Annotated in this window: 11 protein-coding genes and 4 pseudogenes; 4 read left to right on the forward strand and 11 right to left on the reverse strand. The window is 74.3% G+C overall.

The features are described 5' to 3' along the window. Window positions 1–189: 189 nt before the first annotated feature. From ACEXOX_RS04675 to ACEXOX_RS04685, 3 genes and pseudogenes are all read right to left on the reverse strand, one after another. Entirely contained in the window at window positions 190–1,359 is a 1,170-nt protein-coding gene (locus tag ACEXOX_RS04675) for an acyl-CoA dehydrogenase family protein (protein ID WP_406519216.1), read from the reverse strand. Further along, window positions 1,356–2,563: pseudogene (locus ACEXOX_RS04680) on the reverse strand (acyl-CoA dehydrogenase family protein). Before ACEXOX_RS04680 ends, ACEXOX_RS04675 begins: the two are co-directional and overlap by 4 nt. Further along, window positions 2,563–3,558 (reverse strand): NADPH:quinone oxidoreductase family protein, encoded by a 996-nt coding sequence (locus ACEXOX_RS04685; protein ID WP_406519217.1) that lies wholly within the window; start codon window positions 3,556–3,558, stop codon window positions 2,563–2,565. Before ACEXOX_RS04685 ends, ACEXOX_RS04680 begins: the two are co-directional and overlap by 1 nt. Before the next feature lie 289 nt (window positions 3,559–3,847). Here ACEXOX_RS04685 and ACEXOX_RS04690 point away from each other — a divergent pair. Continuing rightward, window positions 3,848–4,369 (forward strand): annotated as a pseudogene (locus ACEXOX_RS04690) (transcriptional regulator); the annotation flags it as partial. A gap of 54 nt (window positions 4,370–4,423) precedes the next feature. Here ACEXOX_RS04690 and ACEXOX_RS04695 read toward each other — a convergent pair. Both ACEXOX_RS04695 and ACEXOX_RS04700 read right to left on the reverse strand, forming a co-directional pair. Beyond that, a complete protein-coding gene (locus ACEXOX_RS04695) occupies window positions 4,424–5,515 on the reverse strand; it encodes a glycosyl hydrolase family 18 protein (RefSeq protein WP_406519218.1) in 1,092 nt (363 codons plus the stop codon). Window positions 5,516–5,717: 202 nt separating this feature from the next. Further along, a complete protein-coding gene (locus ACEXOX_RS04700; RefSeq protein WP_406519219.1) occupies window positions 5,718–6,602 on the reverse strand; it encodes an SDR family oxidoreductase in 885 nt (294 codons plus the stop codon). A gap of 230 nt (window positions 6,603–6,832) precedes the next feature. On the opposite strand from ACEXOX_RS04700, the pseudogene ACEXOX_RS04705 reads away from it, so the two are divergent. Together ACEXOX_RS04705 and ACEXOX_RS04710 are read left to right on the forward strand one after the other, a co-directional pair. Further along, window positions 6,833–7,293: pseudogene (locus ACEXOX_RS04705) on the forward strand (SRPBCC family protein). A 1-nt stretch (window position 7,294) separates the two neighbouring features. Then, window positions 7,295–8,932, forward strand: a complete 1,638-nt coding sequence (locus tag ACEXOX_RS04710; RefSeq protein WP_406519220.1) for a phytoene desaturase family protein — start codon at window positions 7,295–7,297, stop codon at window positions 8,930–8,932. Between the two features lie 38 nt (window positions 8,933–8,970). Here ACEXOX_RS04710 and ACEXOX_RS04715 read toward each other — a convergent pair whose 3' ends face one another. The 6 genes from ACEXOX_RS04715 to ACEXOX_RS04740 all read right to left on the reverse strand — a co-directional run bounded on the left by ACEXOX_RS04715 (window position 8,971) and on the right by ACEXOX_RS04740 (window position 15,430). Next, the gene (locus tag ACEXOX_RS04715) at window positions 8,971–10,092 is read right to left on the reverse strand and encodes a selina-4(15),7(11)-diene synthase (RefSeq protein ID WP_406519221.1); all 1,122 of its coding nucleotides are present in this window, start codon (window positions 10,090–10,092) and stop codon (window positions 8,971–8,973) included. Window positions 10,093–10,376: 284 nt separating this feature from the next. Next, window positions 10,377–11,246, reverse strand: a complete 870-nt coding sequence (locus ACEXOX_RS04720) for an alpha/beta fold hydrolase (protein ID WP_406519222.1) — start codon at window positions 11,244–11,246, stop codon at window positions 10,377–10,379. A gap of 206 nt (window positions 11,247–11,452) precedes the next feature. Further along, a complete protein-coding gene (locus tag ACEXOX_RS04725; protein WP_406519223.1) occupies window positions 11,453–11,653 on the reverse strand; it encodes a DUF6980 family protein in 201 nt (66 codons plus the stop codon). Window positions 11,654–11,861: 208 nt separating this feature from the next. After that, window positions 11,862–12,374, reverse strand: a complete 513-nt coding sequence (locus ACEXOX_RS04730) for a hypothetical protein (protein WP_406519224.1) — start codon at window positions 12,372–12,374, stop codon at window positions 11,862–11,864. 148 nt (window positions 12,375–12,522) lie between these two features. Next, the gene (locus ACEXOX_RS04735; protein ID WP_406526228.1) at window positions 12,523–13,593 is read right to left on the reverse strand and encodes a LuxR C-terminal-related transcriptional regulator; all 1,071 of its coding nucleotides are present in this window, start codon (window positions 13,591–13,593) and stop codon (window positions 12,523–12,525) included. Window positions 13,594–13,681: 88 nt separating this feature from the next. Next, window positions 13,682–15,430, reverse strand: a complete 1,749-nt coding sequence (locus ACEXOX_RS04740) for an ATP-binding protein (protein WP_406526229.1) — start codon at window positions 15,428–15,430, stop codon at window positions 13,682–13,684. 164 nt (window positions 15,431–15,594) lie between these two features. Between ACEXOX_RS04740 and ACEXOX_RS04745 the strand changes: the two are divergent. After that, a pseudogene (locus ACEXOX_RS04745) lies at window positions 15,595–16,520 on the forward strand (MBL fold metallo-hydrolase). Window positions 16,521–16,546 lie beyond the last annotated feature (26 nt).

The raw sequence follows: 16,546 nt of genomic DNA on the forward strand, positions 1-16,546 counted from the left end.
GAGGACATCCCGCATCAGGCCGGTCGTATCGTCCACTCCGGGAAAGCCGTAGATGTCTTGCATATGGCCATTTTTCGCAAGCTGCGGAAGCAGGCCGAATACCGGCCCTCGCCGTCGCCAGGACGCACGGCGCCCCGCACGGACCGGTGCGGAACCGGGCCGTACGGGGCACCAGCGCGCCGGAAGCGCCTACGGAGCCGGGAGCTCCACCAGCTCCGCCAGCGCTTCACGGTGCCGGCCCGGTGTCCCCAGGGCGATCTCGTCGGCCTTGGCGCGCTTGAGGAACAGGTGCGCGGGGTGTTCCCAGGTCATGCCGATGCCGCCGTGCAGCTGGATGCACTCCTCGGCCGCGCGCACCGCGACGGGCGCGCAGTACGCCTGCGCGACCGCCACCGCCACCCGCGCGTCCGGGCTGCCGGTGGCCAGCGCGTCGGCGGCGTTGCGGGCCGCCGCCCGGGCCGAGGCGACCTCCAGCCAGAGCGCGGCCATCCGGTGCTTGAGCGCCTGGAACGAGCCGACCGGACGCCCGAACTGGGTGCGCTGGGCGGTGTGCCGCACGGTTTCGGCCAGACACCATTCGGCGATGCCGAGCTGTTCGGAGGCGAGCAGCCCCGCGCCCGCGAGCAGCGCCCCGGTCACCGCCGCCCGGGCCGTGTCCTGTCCGGCCAGCAGCCGTCCGGCGGCGCGGTCGAGGGTGACCCGGGCCGGGGTGCGAGTCAGGTCGAGCGGTGTGCCGGGCGCGGTCCGCACCCCGTCGGCCGTCGCGTCCACGGCGTACAGCGCGTATCCGTACGGGCCGTCGGCCGGTACGAGCAGCACGTCCGCGGCGGCGGCGTCCGCGACACCGGTCACCTCGCCGCTCAACGCTCCGTCCGCGTCGGCCCGTACGGCCGGTTCCGGCAGGGTGCCCGGACCCGTCGGCAGGGGTACGGCGAGCACGCCGACGCTGCGCCCTTCGGCGAGCGCGGCGAGCGGCGCGGCCACTTCCGGGCGGTCCGTCTCGCAGCCGAGCAGCGCCGTCACGGCCAGTACCGCGCTGGTCAGGTACGGAACGGGCGCCACCGAGCGGCCCAGTTCCTCCAGCACGACGGCGGCCTCGCGGGCACTCGCGCCCTGCCCGCCGAGCTTCTCGGGGACCAGCAGCCCGGCCGTGCCCATGTCGGCGGCCAGAGAGCGCCACAGTCCGGTGTCGTGCGTCCGGCCGCTCTCCAGGTCGGCGAGAACGGCGGCCGGGCCGCCGCGGTCGGTGAGCAGCGAACGGACAGCGGCCCGCAGGTCGTCCTCCGGCTCCGAGTAGAGGAGGTCGGGGGCGGCGCCGGGCGGCGCGGGGGCTGCCTGGGCCCTGCTCGGAGCGGTCATCGGGGGAGATCCTTCCACGCGACGTCCTTGTCGGTGCGCGGCTCGGGCGGCAGCCCCAGGACGCGTTCGGCGACGATGTTGAGCAGCACCTCGGAGGTGCCGCCCTCGATGGAGTTGCCCTTGGCGCGCAGGTAGCGGTAGCCGGCCTCGCGTCCGGTGAAGTCCACGCCCTCGGGGCGGCGCAGCGTCCAGTCGTCGTACGCCAGCCCGTCCTCGGCCAGGAACTCCACCTCCCAGCCGCTGATCTGCTGCGCCAGCCGGGCGAACGCCAGCTTCATGCCGCTGCCTTCCGGCCCCGGCTGCCCCTTCGCGAGCTGCTGGCGCAGCCGCTCCCCCGTGAGGCGGGCGACCTCGGCCTCCACCCACAGGCCGAGCAGCCGCTGGTGGAGGTCGTGGGTACGCGCTTCCGGTCGTGCCCGCCACGCCTGGGCGGCCACGCCGATCATGCCGCCCTCGCGCGGCATGCGGGCACCGCCGATCGCCACCCGCTCGTTCATCAGCGTGGTCTGCGCGACCTTCCAGCCCTCCCCCACCGCGCCGAGGCGGTGCGCGTCGGGAATCCGTACGCCCGTCAGGAAGACCTCGTTGAACTCGGCCTCGCCGGTGATCTGCCGCAGCGGCCGCACGTCGACGCCGGGGTCGGTCAGGTCGCACACGAAGTAGGTGATGCCGCGGTGTTTGGGCAGCTCCGGGTCCGTACGGGCGATGAGGATCGCCCAGCGGGCCTGGTGGGCGCCGGACGTCCAGACCTTCTGGCCGTCCACCGTCCAGTGGTCGCCGTCCCGTACGGCGCGGGTGGCGAGCGCGGCCAGGTCCGATCCGGCGCCGGGTTCGCTGAACAGCTGGCACCACACCTCCTCGCCGGTCCACAGCGGCCGCAGGAAGCGCTTCTTCTGCTCGTCGGTGCCGAAGCGGAGGATGGTGGGGGCGGCCATGCCCAGGCCGATGCCGATGCGGCGGGGGTTGTTGTCCGGTGCGCCCGCCGCCTCCAGCTCGGTGTCCACGACGACTTGGAGCGCGCGCGGCGCGTCGAGTCCGCCGAGGCCCGGGGGAAGTGGACCCAGGCCAGCCCGGCGTCGAAGCGGGCGCGCAGGAAGTCGAGCGGGTCGGTGGTAGCGGGCGGATGGGCGGCGAGCAGGTCGGCGGTGCGGCGGCGCAGTCCTTCGGCATCGAGGCTCCCGGCCTCGGTGATCTCCTCGGTCATCACGCGTCCTCCGGACCGGGGACGACGACGAGGCGGCCGGTGGTGGTGCCGTCGAAGACGCGCTGGACCGCCTCGGCCGCGCCGGACAGCGGCACCCGGCCGCCGATCAGCGGCTTGACGACGCCCTGTGCGGCCAGCTTGGTCAGCTCCTCGTGGCAGGCGTCGACCGCGGCCGGGTCCTTGGTGTTGTACAGGCCCCAGTGCAGGCCGAGGATCGTGTAGTTCTTCACGAGGGCGTGGTTGAGGCCGGGTGCCGGTACGGCGCCGCTGGCGAAGCCGACGACCACGATGCGGCCCTCGAAGGCGACGCACTTGACGGACTTGGCGTACGCGTCACCGCCCACCGGGTCGTAGACCACGTCCGCGCCCCGGCCGCCGGTCGCCTCCTTGACGGCGGCCACGAGGTCGTCGGTGCGGCGGTCCAGCACCACGTCGCAGCCCAGTTCACGGGCGACGGCCGCCTTGTCGGGGCCGCCCACCACCCCGATGACCCGCGCCCCCGCGGCCTTGCCGAGCTGGACGGCGGCGCTGCCGACCCCGCCCGCCGCGGCGTGCACGAGCAGCGTCTCGCCGGGCTGGAGGCGGGCCCGGCGGTGCAGGCCGAACCAGCCGGTCTGGTAGCCGATGTGCAGCGCGGCCGCCTCCGCGTCGTCCAGGGCGCCCGGTGCGGGGCGTACCGTCGCGGCGTCCGCGAGGGCCAGTTCGGCGAAGCCGCCGTCCGGCAGCGGGGGCTGGGCCAGGACCCGGGCGCCCACCTCGGCGGACGCGCCCTCGCCCGCGGCGAGCACCTCGCCGCAGATCTCCACGCCCGGCGTGAAGGGGAGCGGCGGACGTACCTGGTACTGGCCGCGGCACAGCAGCGCGTCGGGGAAGTTGACGTTGGCCGCCCGCACCCGCAGCAGCAGTTGTCCCGGCCCGGGCCGCGGGTCCGGCACTTCTTCCAGCCGCATCACCTCGCGAGGCTCGCCGTTCTCGTGTACGCGCCATGCCTTCACAGGTGCCTCCACAGACCTCGGGTACGCGGGGAGCGCGGGGTGCCGGATCCCGCCGGGGTCCCGCGACCCTCGGCATACTAAGCGGTCGGTATACCTGAGGGAACAGCCGATCGCGGGCAGGCTGGCACCGGGGGCTGCGCAGTCCGCGACCTGGCAGCGCCCGGAGCCCGGTACGTGGGGCGTCGAGGTCCGCGACCGGCGGCCGCCCGGAGCCTGCCCGGGCCGTCGAACTCCGCGACCGGCGGCGCCCGGAGCCTGGTACCGGCAGGGTCGGGCACCGCACCGCCCGGTGGACGACACTGCCCCCTACGGACACACCACCGCCGAGTTGGGCAACTTCCTCCGGGCCCGCCGCGCCCGCCTCCAGCCGGAGGACGTCGGCCTGGTCTCCTACGGCGCCCGGCGCCGCGTACCGGGCCTGCGCCGTGAGGAGCTGGCGTGGAATCCTGCGGGGCACGCGCTGGTCGCCGGGCACCTGGACTTCGACAGCCCCGGACGGCCGCTGGACCGGCCCAACACCCAGCGGTTGCTGTTCCTGCACCCGCACACCCGCGAGCTGTACCCGGACCGCGAGACGAAGACTCGGCGGGCCGTCGCCGCGCTGCGCATGGCGGCCGGGCAGCATCCGGACGACCAGCAGCTGGCCGAGCTGATCGGCGAGCTGCCCATGAAGAGCGCCGAGTTCAGCACGCTCTGGTCGCGGCACACGTTCAACGACCGCAGCTTCGGCGTGAGGAGTTTCCACCACCCGCTGGTGGGCGCCATGGAGCTGGACTTCGAGATGCTGCACACGCCGGACGCGTCCGGGCAGGGCCTGCCGATGTTCACCGCGCGGGCCGGCAGCCCGTCCGAGGCGGCGCTGCGGCTACTCGCCGCCCAGCGCCTTCCAGAACCGCGGGTCCTCGAACCCGAGCGCCCACAGCCCGGTGTTCCGTACGCCGTACTTCTTCAGCAGCGGCAGGTGCGCGGCGACCCCGCGTGCGTCCTGGTACCAGACGTGGTGCACGGCCCGGCCCACCTTGTATGTGAAGTGGGGCGTGCCGGACTTCGTGTCGAAGCGGTAGGCGGCACCCTTGCGGCGGCGCAGCGCCTCCGCCTCCTTCCAGGTCAGGTGCTTGGCGCGGGCCTTGACGCCCTGGGTCCAGTCCCAGCCGTAACCGGGGAAGGCCACTTCGAGCTTGTCGCGCGGCACGGTGCGGGTGGCGTAGCGCAGGAACTCCTCGTACCAGGCGAGCGAGGACAGCGGCCCCGGGGAGCCCTCGGCCCAGTGCAGGTCGTAGCCCATGATGCGGACGCGGTCGGCGGCCTTGCCGAGGCGCGTGTAGTCGTACGCCTTGCCGGAGGTGCCGGTGCGGGCCATGACGGTGATGACGCAGGTCTTGCCCTTGGCGTGCAGCCTGGCGCACAGCTCGTCGGCGAACAGCGCGTACCCGGTGCGTACGCGCTCGCGCATCCGGGCGCTGCCGGTGGTCGCCATCGTTTCGTAGTCGAGGTCGATGCCGTCGTACGCGCGCGAGGCCACCAGCCGCAGCAGCGCCGCGATGTGCGCGTGGCGGCGGGACCGGTCGTGCAGCAGCGCGGCCATCGCGGTGGCGTCCATGGACTCGTTGACGGTCGGTACGACCTTGATCCCGGCCCGGTGCAGGCCCGCGATGACCTGTTTGTCGCCCGCGCCGTGCTGGCTCTTGATGGTGGTGGCGGAGGTGGCCCGGTACCAGAAGGGGCTGACGGTGTGCAGTTGCGCGGCGTGCTGGAGGGCGTCGCGGTAGGCGGCCTTGGTGTCGTCCCAGTAGGGCAGCCAGGCGGAGGCCGTACGGGCGGGCTCCGCGGCGGCGGGAGCCGAGGCGCCCGTACGGTCCTGGGCCGCGGCGCCGGGGGTGAGGGCAGCGGCGATCCCGGCCGCCGACAGCAGGAAGACGAGCCCGAGCCGGGCCCGGGGAGCCGATGCTTGGTCCATGTCCCGAGCTTGTCCCGGGTACGGCGGGCCCGCCGCGCCGGTTGCGCCGAACGGCTGTGCCGTCCTCCGTAGCGCGAACGGATGGGAAACGAAGCTCCCGTACCCCGAACGGATCGGAAACGAAGCCCCCGCACCGCGAACGGTCGGAAACGAAGCGCCCGTACCGCGAACGGTCGGAGACGAGACCCCTTTCCGCGAACGGTCAGAAGCGGGCGTCGGCGGACGCCTCGGCCGCCCGGCCGCCCGCCCCGAGCAGCCCCGTCGGCGTGAGGTCGGCGTGGCCCGCCAGGCGCAGGAACGCGCGGCGGGAGCCCTCGGCCACGATCCCCGGCAGGACGGCGCGCACCGCCTGGCCCGCCCGCAGCCACGGCTGTGCGTAGACCGCGGCGGCCCGCCGTTCGATGCCCCGGACCATACGGTCGGCCACCGGCCCGGCGTCGTAGGTCTTCGACGCGGGCCACGGCAGGTGGGCGCGCAGCTCCCGCATCACCGTCCGGCGGTCGGAGGCCCGGACCATCTCGGTGTCCGCCCAGCTGAGGTACGCGGTACCGACCCCCACCCCGCGGTGCGCCAGCTCGGCCCGCAGGACCTGCGCGAAGGTTTCCACTCCCGACTTCGAGGCGCAGTACGCGGACAGCATCGGCGCCGGGCCGATGGCCGCGAGGGAGGCGACCTGGAGGAAGTAGCCGCGAGTGTGCAGGAGGGCGGGCAGGAAGGCACGCGCGGTCACCGCGCTGCCGATCAGGTTGACCTCGACGACGCGCCGCCAGACGGCCGGGTCGGTGTCCAGGAAGGGGCCGCCCGCCACCACCCCCGCGTTGGCGACGACGACGGACGGCGGGCCGAAGCGGCGCTCCACGAGGGCGGCGGCGCGGTCCATGGCGTCCTCGTCGGTGACGTCCACCGGCCAGTGTTCGGCGCGCCCCGGCAGACCGGCCGCGACCTGCTCCAGCGCGTCCTCCTCCAGCCCGAGCAGGGCCACGTCGGCTCCCCGCCGTACGAGTGAACGCGCCATGTGCGCGCCCAGGCCGCGCGCGGCCCCGGTGACGACGGCGGTGCGTCCGCGCAGGGGAAGGGCGTGGCTCATGGGCGGGCCTCCACGGGCTGCGTACGGTGCCGTTCGGGAGTGACGGGTCACGGGCGGGTACCCGGGGCCGGGCTTCTGCAACGTCACGCAGGGTCACCGCCGAGGCCCGTGACGAAATCCGCCCGGCTGGTGTCGTACGGCCCGTCACGGGCACACGGTCGTGGTCCCGAAGGCCGGGACGACCGGACCCGCCGGTGCCGGCGGCCGGCTCCCCTGACGTTGGAGACCGCATGGCGGTAAGACATCAGCTGATCAAAAGTCCCCCGCCGCGGTGTGGGCGGTGCTCGCCGACGGCGCCCGGTACCAGGAGTGGGTGGTCGGCCCCTACCGGTCGGAGCCGGCCGAGGGCGACTGGCCGGAGCTGGGGGCCTCGATCGCGTACAGCGTGCGCGTGGGCCCGTGGTCGCTGAGCGGCCGGACCGTCGTCCGGCGTGTAGAGCCGCCCAGGGAACTGGAGCTGGAGATCGAGAGCGGCGCCCTGGGCAGCGCGCGGATCGCCGCCGAGATCCGCCCCTGGGGCGAGCACAGCCTCATCATCATGGACGAACACCCGCTGCGCGGGCCCGGCGGGCTGCTGCACAACGCCGTGCTGGACGCCCTGCTCCAGATCCGGCACCGCAGCATGCTCGGCAGACTGGCCAAGGTCGTGGAGGGCGGCCGGCCCCGGCAGCAGCCGAGCGGGGTGTTCTGAGATGCCCGACGCGGTGGTGATCGGCGCCGGCCCGAACGGGCTGGTGGCCGCGAATCTGCTGGTCGACGCGGGGTGGAGCGTGGAGGTCCTGGAGGCGCAGCCCGAGGCGGGCGGCGCGGTCCGCAGCGACCGCGGCGTCCACCCCGACTTCGTCAACGACCTGTGCAGCTCCTTCTACCCGCTGGCCGCCGCCTCCCCCGTGCTCGACGCGCTCCGCCTCGACGAGCACGGGCTGCGGTGGAGCCACGCGCCCAGCGTCCTCGCGCATCCGCTGGCCGACGGCCGGTGCGCGGTGCTGGAGCGGCGGCGGCCGGCCACCGCCGACGGGCTGGACCGCTTCGCGGAGGGTGACGGCGACGCCTGGCGGCGGCTCTGCGAGATCTGGGACCGGGTGGGCCCGGACATCCTGGGCGCCCTGTTCACGCCGTTCCCGCCGGTACGGGCGACGGCCCGGCTCGCCGCCCGGCTGCACAGCGCGGGCGGCCTGCGGCTGGCCCGCACGCTGGTGCTGCCCGTACGGCGGCTGGGCGAGGAGGAGTTCGGCGGCGAGGGCGGCCGGCTGCTGCTCGCGGGCAACGCGCTCCACGCCGACCTGGCACCGGAGGCAGCGGGCAGCGGGGGCTTCGGGTGGCTGATGTCCATGCTCGGGCAGTCGTACGGCTTTCCCGTGCCGGTCGGCGGCGCGGGCGCGCTGACGGAGGCCCTGGTACGGCGGCTGGAGGCGCGCGGCGGTGTGCTGCGCTGCGGCGAGCGCGTGACCGAGGTCGTCGTGCGGGCGGGCCGGGCCGTGGCGGTGCGCACCGCGGGCGGCGAGCCGGTGTCCGCGGGCCGGGCCGTACTGGCCGACGTGTCCGTACCGTCCCTCTACGGCGAGCTGGTCGACAGCCGGCACCTGCCCACCCGGCTGATGGCGGACCTGCGCCGCTTCCAGTGGGACTTCGCGACGTTCAAGGTCGACTGGGCGCTGGACGGTCCGGTGCCGTGGACCTGCCGGGAGGCGGCGACCGCGGGCACCGTGCACCTGGCCGAAGGCGTGGACGAACTGACGCGGTTCGCCGCGCAGCTCGCGGCGGGCCGGGTCCCCGACCGGCCGTTCGCCCTCTTCGGGCAGATGACCACCGCCGACGCCACCCGGTCACCGGCCGGGACCGAGTCGGCGTGGGCGTACACCCACGTACCGCACGACGTGCGTGCGGACGCCGGGGACGCCGGGATCACCGGCTCCTGGAGCCGGGGCGAGCAGGAGGCGATGGCGGACCGGGTGGAGGAGCAGGTGGAGCGGTACGCGCCGGGTTTCCGCGCCCGCATCCGCGCCCGCCGCATCCTGGCGCCGCCCACGTTGCAGGCGCTCGACGCCAACCTGCACGGAGGTGCCATCAACGGGGGCACGACCGCCATGCACCAGCAGCTCATCTTCCGCCCGGTGCCGGGTACCGGGCGCCCGGAGACCCCGGTCAAGGGCCTCTTCCTGGCTTCGGCCGGTGCGCATCCGGGCGGTGGTGTGCACGGCGCGCCCGGAGCCAACGCGGCGCGCGCCGCCTTGCGCAAGCGGTCGCCGAGCAGCGCGCTCACCCACCTCCAGCGGTCGCTGACCGGCCGTAACCGGCTGGGTGACCGCCCGGACGACCCGGCGGAGTGACCTGCCCGGCAGGAAGCGGCCGACAGGGACCAGGGCCGTCAGCCGGCGGGCTGTGCCACCCAGGCGTGCGCGCGTGCGCCGTCGGCCGCTCCGCGCGGCTGGTCGTGGGTGGCCGGAACGAGGCCCCACCACCAGGAGATGACGGGGATGTCCAGCGGCGCACGGCTGTCGTCGGTGGGTGTGGAGCGCAACGCCGAGGGCAGCCGGGCCGGGTCGTCCGGGGTGGTGTAGCGCAGGGAGGTGATGCCCCAGTCCTGGGAACCGCGGATGAACGTGCCCAGGTTGTGCAGGTACTGGCGCAGCTGCGGGCTGGCCTGCGGCCGCAGTTGCGCGCTCAGGCGCATGAACAGCGTCATCACGCGGTCCCGCTGGGCTATCGCCGTGGTCAGGGCCTCCTCCTGGGATATGCCGTACTCGTTCTGGAGGACGCGCAGCACGTTGAGGTAGTAGCCCGGCCCCCGGCTCTCCTTGTGGTGGGAGAAGATGTCGTTGTCCCAGGTGATGATGAAGGAGGCCATCTCGGCCGCGGCGCGCACGGACTTGTGCTCGCGCTCGTGCGGCTGGAGTTCGTAGCCGTGCCCCATCTCCAGCATGGGCAGGACGACCGAGGTGGCCCCGTCGTACAGGCGCATCAGGGTGTAGTCGGGCAGGCTCGGCACGGCGCCCGAGCGTCGGTAGGACGCCTCCCACACCACGGAGAAGAAGTACTCGCGCAGCGCGTCGATCCAGCGCGCGGCCTGGCCCACCGTGCCGTGGTGGGCGATGCGGCACCGCAGGTCGCGAAGGCCCTCGGCGAGGCTGTCGCCCGGCAGGACGGGGGCCTCGGGGTTCTGCGCGACCCGCAGCAGCCGGTGCAGTACGCCGGTGAGCGCGCCGGGATCGTGACCGAGGTCGCTCTCCTCGCAGTAGCCGTCGTCGACGCCGAAGAGCCACAGGACGAAGTCGGCGAGGAGGGAGACGACCTCCTCGCGGCCGTCGGGCAGGATACGGGCCGAGAAGCCGCCGATCCCGTGGGTGACCAGCCGTCCGCGCAGCTCGTCCGAACCTATGGAGAAACGATTCGCCCAAGCGGTCGTCCGGGCCTCGATCTCCACGTGCCGGGGGTGGACGGCGGGCGGAAGGGGCGAGTAGGTCGGCGGAACGGTCAGCTCGGGTCCCACTCCTGACCACCTCTCAACAGCGTCATGGCACATTCGGCCGGACAGGGAAACAGACATGTCGGTCTTTGATCGCTCAACTATGGCGCATAGTACGCATCTCGCACCCCTGATCCAATAGCGTCTTCAGGTCTATGACAAGTTTCGGAGGCAGATCGTCCGTTTTCTTCGCCGACGTCCTGCCACCCGGGCGCCGCACCGCCGACGAGGGCTGCGCCCCCGTACCGCAGGCGGCCTCAGCCCCCTGACGGGCCGTCGGGCGAGGTGCCGGGTGAGCCGCGGCCGTCTCAGGCGGGCTTCGGCAGGAAATCGCGCAGATGCGCCAGCAGCGCTTCCGGGGCCTCCTCCGCGATGAAATGCCCGCAGGCGGCGATCTCCGCACCGGTCACCTGGTCCGGATGCGCGGAGTGGTCCCGCCAGATGTCCAGCGTCGGCAGCCGCGCGGGCAGGCCGGCCGCTCCCCACAGGGCCAGGACCGGGACGGTCAGCAGCCGCCCCGCGGCGAAGTCCGCGTCGTCCAGGGCGACGTCCGCCTCCGTGGCCCGGTAGTCGTCGAAGCCCGCGCGCAGCGCGCCGGGGCGGGAGAACGCCGCCACGTACGCGTCCACGGCCTCGTCGGTCAGCGCGTGCCGGTCGTAGGTCCACCGCTCGAAGAAGTACTCCAGGTAGCCGCGGACGTCCGCGCCGGCCAGCCGTTCGGGCAGGTCGGGCTGGAGGTGGAAGAACCAGTGCCAGTACCCGGCGGCGATCGTGGCGTCCGTACGGCGCAGCGTCTCGCGCGTCGGCACGATGTCCAGCACCGCGATCCGCTCCACCTGTTCGGGCCGGTCCAGCGCCCAGCGGTGGGCCACCCGCGCGCCCCGGTCGTGCCCGACGACGGCGGCCCGCCCGAACCCCAGCGACTCGACGAGGCCCGCCATGTCGGCGGCCATCCGCCGCTTGTCGTAACCGGTCGTGGGCTTGTCGCTGCGGCCGTAGCCGCGCAGGTCGGGCGCGACGACGGTGTAGTCCTCGGCCAGTCCGCCGAGGACCGGCCACCAGCACCGGGAGGTCTGCGGCCAGCCGTGCAGCAGCACCACCAGCGGGCCGGAACCCGCCCGGGTGTAGTGCAGCCGCACACCGTCCACCTGGGCCACGCCCGTGGTCGTACCGTCCACCGTCCGTTCCCTTCCAGGCTGTTCGAACCGTCGCCGGGCGCAGCCGCCGTACCTCGGCCGGGCGCGTGTGCACCACCACCAGCCGACGCGGCTCACCCTCTCAGGGGGTTATCGCCATCGCAAGCATGTCGGGCCGGGTGCAGGGTGCGGGGTAAGGGAGTGGTGGTCTGGGACGGCAGGCCGGCGCGGCGCCGTGCCGTGCTGCCTCAGCCGCGCTGTTCCTGGGGAAGCGAGGCCGGCCGGCGTTCGTCCTCGAACTCCGCGGGGATCTCGTCCTCCCACGAGTCGATCCCCCGCCGTTCCAGTTCCTCGAACCAACGGTCCCGCTGCGCCTCGGGAAGGCGCCGTCCGCACCAGGGGCAGAACGTGACGGTGCTGCTCGACGTGCCGCCGTCGTGGATGATCAAGCCGTACCGGCGGAACTCGGCACTGGAGCGGATCAGCGCGTCCGGGCAGTCGAACGGTTGTCGTGCTGGTCGCAGACGGTCTCAACCTCCCGCGTCATGTCCTCGCAGCAGTGCTGGGTCATGACCTCGGGGCTCCGGCGACCGGCTTCATGACCATGAGTGGATCACACAGGGTGACGATCACGGGCACCGGGTGCGGCGGTGGGGGTCAGGTGCGTCCCTCGCGCTCCTGGGCGTCCTTCAGGTCCGTGGACGGTGCTGCCCAGCGGGCCCGTACGACCGGGTAGCCGGCCTGCTCGCAGGCGTCGCAGACCAGTTCGTCGTCGTCCACGACATGGCGTACCTCGCGCCCGCCCGCCAGGCGGCGCAGGAGTTCCAGCTTGGTGTACCGGGCGGGCCGCCGGTCCTCGTTCGGGCGCATGTAGAGCCGCCCCTCGGGCAGCTCGTGCTGTCCGAGCCAGGCCAGGGTGTCCCGGCGGCAGCGCTCGGGGCGGCCGGTCAGATAGACGACCTCGCACTCCCCGGCGCTCCGCCGGGCCAGTTCCACGCCCGCCGCGAGCGGCGGGTCGTCCGGGGCCGCGGCGAAGAAGCCCTGCCAGTCGCGCGGCCGACGCTCCAGGAAGTGCTGACGGTGCCCGGTGTCGGCGAGCGTGCCGTCCAGGTCGAAGACCGCCAGGGGCCGCGCGGCCTTGCCGCGGCCGCCGCTCCTCGTGCTCGTCATCGCGTCCCCTCGTCCCGTGTGGTGCCCGGCCACCGCCCGCGCGTACGGCGGTGCCCGCGAGGCGGCCGGAAGCAGCGTACGTGAGCGGCGGCCGGGGCGCCTGTGCCGCACGCGGGCGGGCGGGCCGGCCGGCCCGATCACAGCACGCTCACCGGTCGACGTCAGCCGGCCCCGTACAGCGCTCCTCGACGAGGTCACGCAGCTGGGAGCGGGCGGTGATGCCCAGTTTGGGGAAGCTGCGGTAGAGGTGCGAGCCGACCGTGCGCGGGGAGAGGAAGAGCTTTTCGCCGATCTCGCGGTTGGTCAGTCCGCGGGCAGCCAGTTTGACGATCTGTTGCTGCTGCGGGGACAGTTCGGCGAGCGCGTCGGGTGCCGGTGCCGTGACGTCGAGACCGGCGGCGCGCGATTCGGTCCGGGCGCGGTCGGCCCACGGGCGGGCCCCCAGGCGCCGGAACGTCTCCAGCGCCTCGGCGAGCAGCGGCCGCGCCTCGGCGATGCGCCGTCGGCGCCGCAGCCATTCGGCGAGGTCCAGCAGGGCCTGGGCGCGCTCGAAGGGCCAGTGGGCGAGGGCCGGTTCCGCCAGCGCCGCCCGGAAGTGCGGCTCGGCGTCCTCGGGCGCCGCCAGCAGGGCACGGGCCCGGCTGAGCAGCGCGCGCAGCCGGGGCGAGGCGTGCTCCCCGAGCGTGTCCGCACTGCGCTCGACGATCGCGGTGGCCTCCGCGCGCCGGCCGCCGCGCACCGCGGCGGCGGCCAGGTCCGCGAGGACCGGCCAGGAGGCGTGGTAGTGCAGCGGCGCGCCGTCCGCCGTGAAGGCCGCGCGGAGTTGGTCGTACGCGGTGTCGTACGCGCCTTCCGCGGCTGCCGCGGCGCCGAGCGCGCGACGGGCGTGGACGAGGACCGATCGGCTCTCCAGCGGATCGACCAGCGCCAGCGCCTCGTCGGCACGGGCGCGGGCCGCCGCCGCGTCGCCCTGGTGGGCCAGTACGACGGCGTCCACCGCCGCCGCGCACGCCACCGCGTGGTCGAGGCCGGCCGTGGCGCCGACCGCCGCCATCCGTGCGCAGACCTCGCGGGCCTGCCCCCACCTGCCCTGTTCCACATACGTCCAGGCGGCCGCACCGCCCAGGCCGTCCGGCAGCGACCCGTGCGCGTCCCCGCGGTCGAAGGCCGCGTCGAAAGCGCGCGCTGCCTGCGGTGTCTCGTCCAGAAGCCATGCCATGACCGCGAGCGCGGTGAGACGGCCGGGCCGGTGTTCCGCCTCGGCCAACGACGCGGTGAGGGCACGGAGCAGTTGCGGCCGCCCGACGTCAGGGGCCGACACGGCCTGCACCCAGGCGCGCAGCCAGTCCTCCGACGCGTTCTCGGGAATGCGCCGCAGGACGTCTTGGACGCGACGGCGCGCGCGTTCCTCTCCTGAGTAGAAGCAGGCCACGGCGGCTCCGGCCAGCAGGTCCAGCGCGACGGCGGGCTGGGCGGCCGCCCGTTCCTCGGCGGCACCGGCCAGGCGGGAGAAGACCACGCTGTGGCGTACGGTCAGCGTCGCCAGCCGTCCCACGTGGGCCGTGGCGGAGGCCAGCAGCGCCGGGTCGTCGGTACGGGCACGTGCCGCGGCGGCCAGTTCCTCGACCCAGGCGAGGTCCCCGGTGAACACGGCCGCGCCGACGGCTTCGACGAGCAGCCGGGCGCTGTCCGCGCGCAGCGGAGCCAGCTCCGCGGCACGTTGCAGCGCTTTGGCCGCTGCCGCGTGGCCGCCGCGGCGGCGGGCCCGGTCGGCGGTCCGTTCCAGCTCGGCCGACACGTCCGCGTCCGGGCGTTCGCAGGCGGCGGCGAGGTGCCAGGCGCGCCGGTCCGGTGCGTCCGGCAGCATTCCGGCGAGCGTGCGGTGGGCGTCGCGCCGGGCGTCGAAGGGTGCGGCGTGGTAGACGGCGGACCGGATCAGCGGGTGGCGGAAGCGGGTGTCCCGGCCGGTGCGGCGGATGAGCCCGGCCTGCTCGGCGGGCGGCCAGGCGTCGTCCTCGGTGTGCGGCAGCCCGGCCGGTACGGCGGCGTGGTCGGCGGTGTCCATGGCGGCCAGGAGCAGCAACGCCCGTGCCGTACGGGCCGGGAGGCCGTGCAGGCGGGCGGCGAAGAGCCGTTCCAGGCGGTCGGTGAGCGGGAGCGGGCGGCGGCCGGCGGCTCCCCTGCTGCGCCGGTCTCCATGCCGGCGGCGGCCCGCGCCAGTTCGGCCAGTGCCAGGGGTTGCCGCCGGCCTGGTCGAGGACGCGGGTCCTGGTCCGGCCGGTGGGGCGGTGCGGCTGGAGGTCCAGCAGGCGGTGCGCCGCCGCGTCGTCGAGCGGGCCGAGGGCGAGCGCCGGTACGTGGCGGTCGAAGCCCGGCGGGTGGTCGCCGGTACGGGCGCCGACCAGCACCGTGACCGGTTCTTCCGCCAGCCGTCGGGCGGCGAACGCCAGGGCGTCCAGGGAGGCGCGGTCGCACCACTGGGCATCGTCCAGTACGGCCAGTACCGGGCCCTGCTCGCCCAGCGCCGACAGCAGGCTCAGAACGGCGAGCCCGAACAGCAGGGGGTCGGGGGCCGTTGCGGCCTGTCCGGTACCGAGGGCGTCGTGCAGCGCCGCGCGCTGCCTCGGCGGCAGCGCGTCCGCCTCGGCCCGTACCGGCCGCAGCAGCTGGTGCAGCGCGGAGAAGGCGAGGTCCGACTCGGACTCGCTTCCGCAGGCGCGCAGGACGCGGGTGTCCCGTGCCGCCGCCCGGCGCGCCGCGGCGTCCAGCAGCGCGCTCTTGCCCGTGCCCGCGTCGCCGGTGAGGACGAGGACCGGGCCGGCCGCGGCTGCCGGGTCCGCCCTACGGGAGTCCGCTGTACGGGAATCCGCCGCCCGGGAAGGCACCGCCCGGGAGTCCACCGTACGGAAGAGGCGGGCGAGTTCCGCGTCCCGGCCGACGATGCGGTCCTCCGGGGCCGGGGCCGGTTCCGTGACCGTGCCGGGGGCCGCTCGGTGCTCGTCCACACAGTCTCCAGGAGTGCGGGCTCCCGGATCGGAGCCGTCGTGCCTCGTCATGCTTCGTCGTGTTCAGGCTACAAGTGGCGCAGCCGGCGCCCGTGGGCGTGCAGAGGCGGGCATGCGGGTGCGGGCGGGTGCGGGTGCAGTCACCTGACGGATACCTCACGCGGCGGTCCCGCTCGTACGGTTCCGGGACATCCCACGATTCGTGAAGGCACCCCATGGAAACGCGCACGGAAACCATCGAACTCGGAAACGTGACCGTCACCCGCGTCCGGGAGTATTTCGGCCCGGTCGGCATGACGCCGGACACCTTCTTCCCCGACGTCCCGGAGGAGGTGTGGGAACGGAACTCCTCCTGGGTGTCCCCGGATTTCCTGGAGCCCGGCACCCGCATCGTCAATTCCGCGATCCAGACCTGGCTGCTGCGCAGTGAGGGCAGGACGATCCTGGTCGACACCGGTGTGGGCAATCACAAGGAGCGCCCGTACTCCCCGGTCTGGAGCCGCCTGGAAACCGGCTTCCTGGGCGCTCTGGCCCGGGCCGGCGTCGCGCCCGAGGACGTCGACGTCGTCGTCAACACGCATCTGCACGTCGACCACGTCGGCTGGAACACGTACCTGGACGGCAGGAACTGGATCCCCACCTTCCCGAACGCCACGTATCTGATGCCGAAGGACGACTTCGACTTCTGGAATCCCGCCAACGGTCACCAGCCGAGACTCGGCCGCGGAAATCAGAACGTGTTCGAGGACAGCGTGGCTCCGGTGCACGCGGCCGGGCTGACGCACTTGTGGGAGGAAAGCCACCGTATCGACGCGAATCTGCGTCTGGACGCGGCCCCGGGCACACCCCCGGCTCGTCCGTACTGACCCTCACGTCCGGCACCGACCGCGCGGTGTTCGTCGGCGACCTGCTGCACAGTCCCGCGCAGATCCTCGCGCCGGACGCCAACAGCTGCTTCTGCGAGGACCCCGCGGGCGCCCGCGCCACCCGGCGCAAGGTGCTGGGCCGGGCCGCCGACACCAACGCCCTCGTCATCCCCGCACATCTGGGCGGCCACGGCGCCGCGGAGGTGGTGCGCGAGGGGAGCGCGTTCGCCATCAAGGGGTGGGCCCCGTTCACGCCGTACACCGAGCGGGACTGAGCGCCCGGAGGCCAGAGGAACCACAG

The organism is Streptomyces sp. Ac-502, assembly GCF_045222935.1.
GTDB classification, from domain to species: domain Bacteria; phylum Actinomycetota; class Actinomycetes; order Streptomycetales; family Streptomycetaceae; genus Streptomyces; species Streptomyces monomycini.

Coding starts and splice junctions, on each gene's coding strand:
- ACEXOX_RS04730 (WP_406519224.1), bottom strand. CDS start 12,374: ATGACGAGCACGAGGAGCGGCGGCCGCGGCAAGGCCGCGCGGCCCCTG.
- ACEXOX_RS04675 (WP_406519216.1), bottom strand. CDS start 1,359: ATGACCGCTCCGAGCAGGGCCCAGGCAGCCCCCGCGCCGCCCGGCGCC.
- ACEXOX_RS04735 (WP_406526228.1), bottom strand. CDS start 13,593: ATGGCATGGCTTCTGGACGAGACACCGCAGGCAGCGCGCGCTTTCGAC.
- ACEXOX_RS04710 (WP_406519220.1), top strand. CDS start 7,295: ATGCCCGACGCGGTGGTGATCGGCGCCGGCCCGAACGGGCTGGTGGCC.
- ACEXOX_RS04700 (WP_406519219.1), bottom strand. CDS start 6,602: ATGAGCCACGCCCTTCCCCTGCGCGGACGCACCGCCGTCGTCACCGGG.
- ACEXOX_RS04740 (WP_406526229.1), bottom strand. CDS start 15,430: ATGACGAGGCACGACGGCTCCGATCCGGGAGCCCGCACTCCTGGAGAC.
- ACEXOX_RS04695 (WP_406519218.1), bottom strand. CDS start 5,515: ATGGACCAAGCATCGGCTCCCCGGGCCCGGCTCGGGCTCGTCTTCCTG.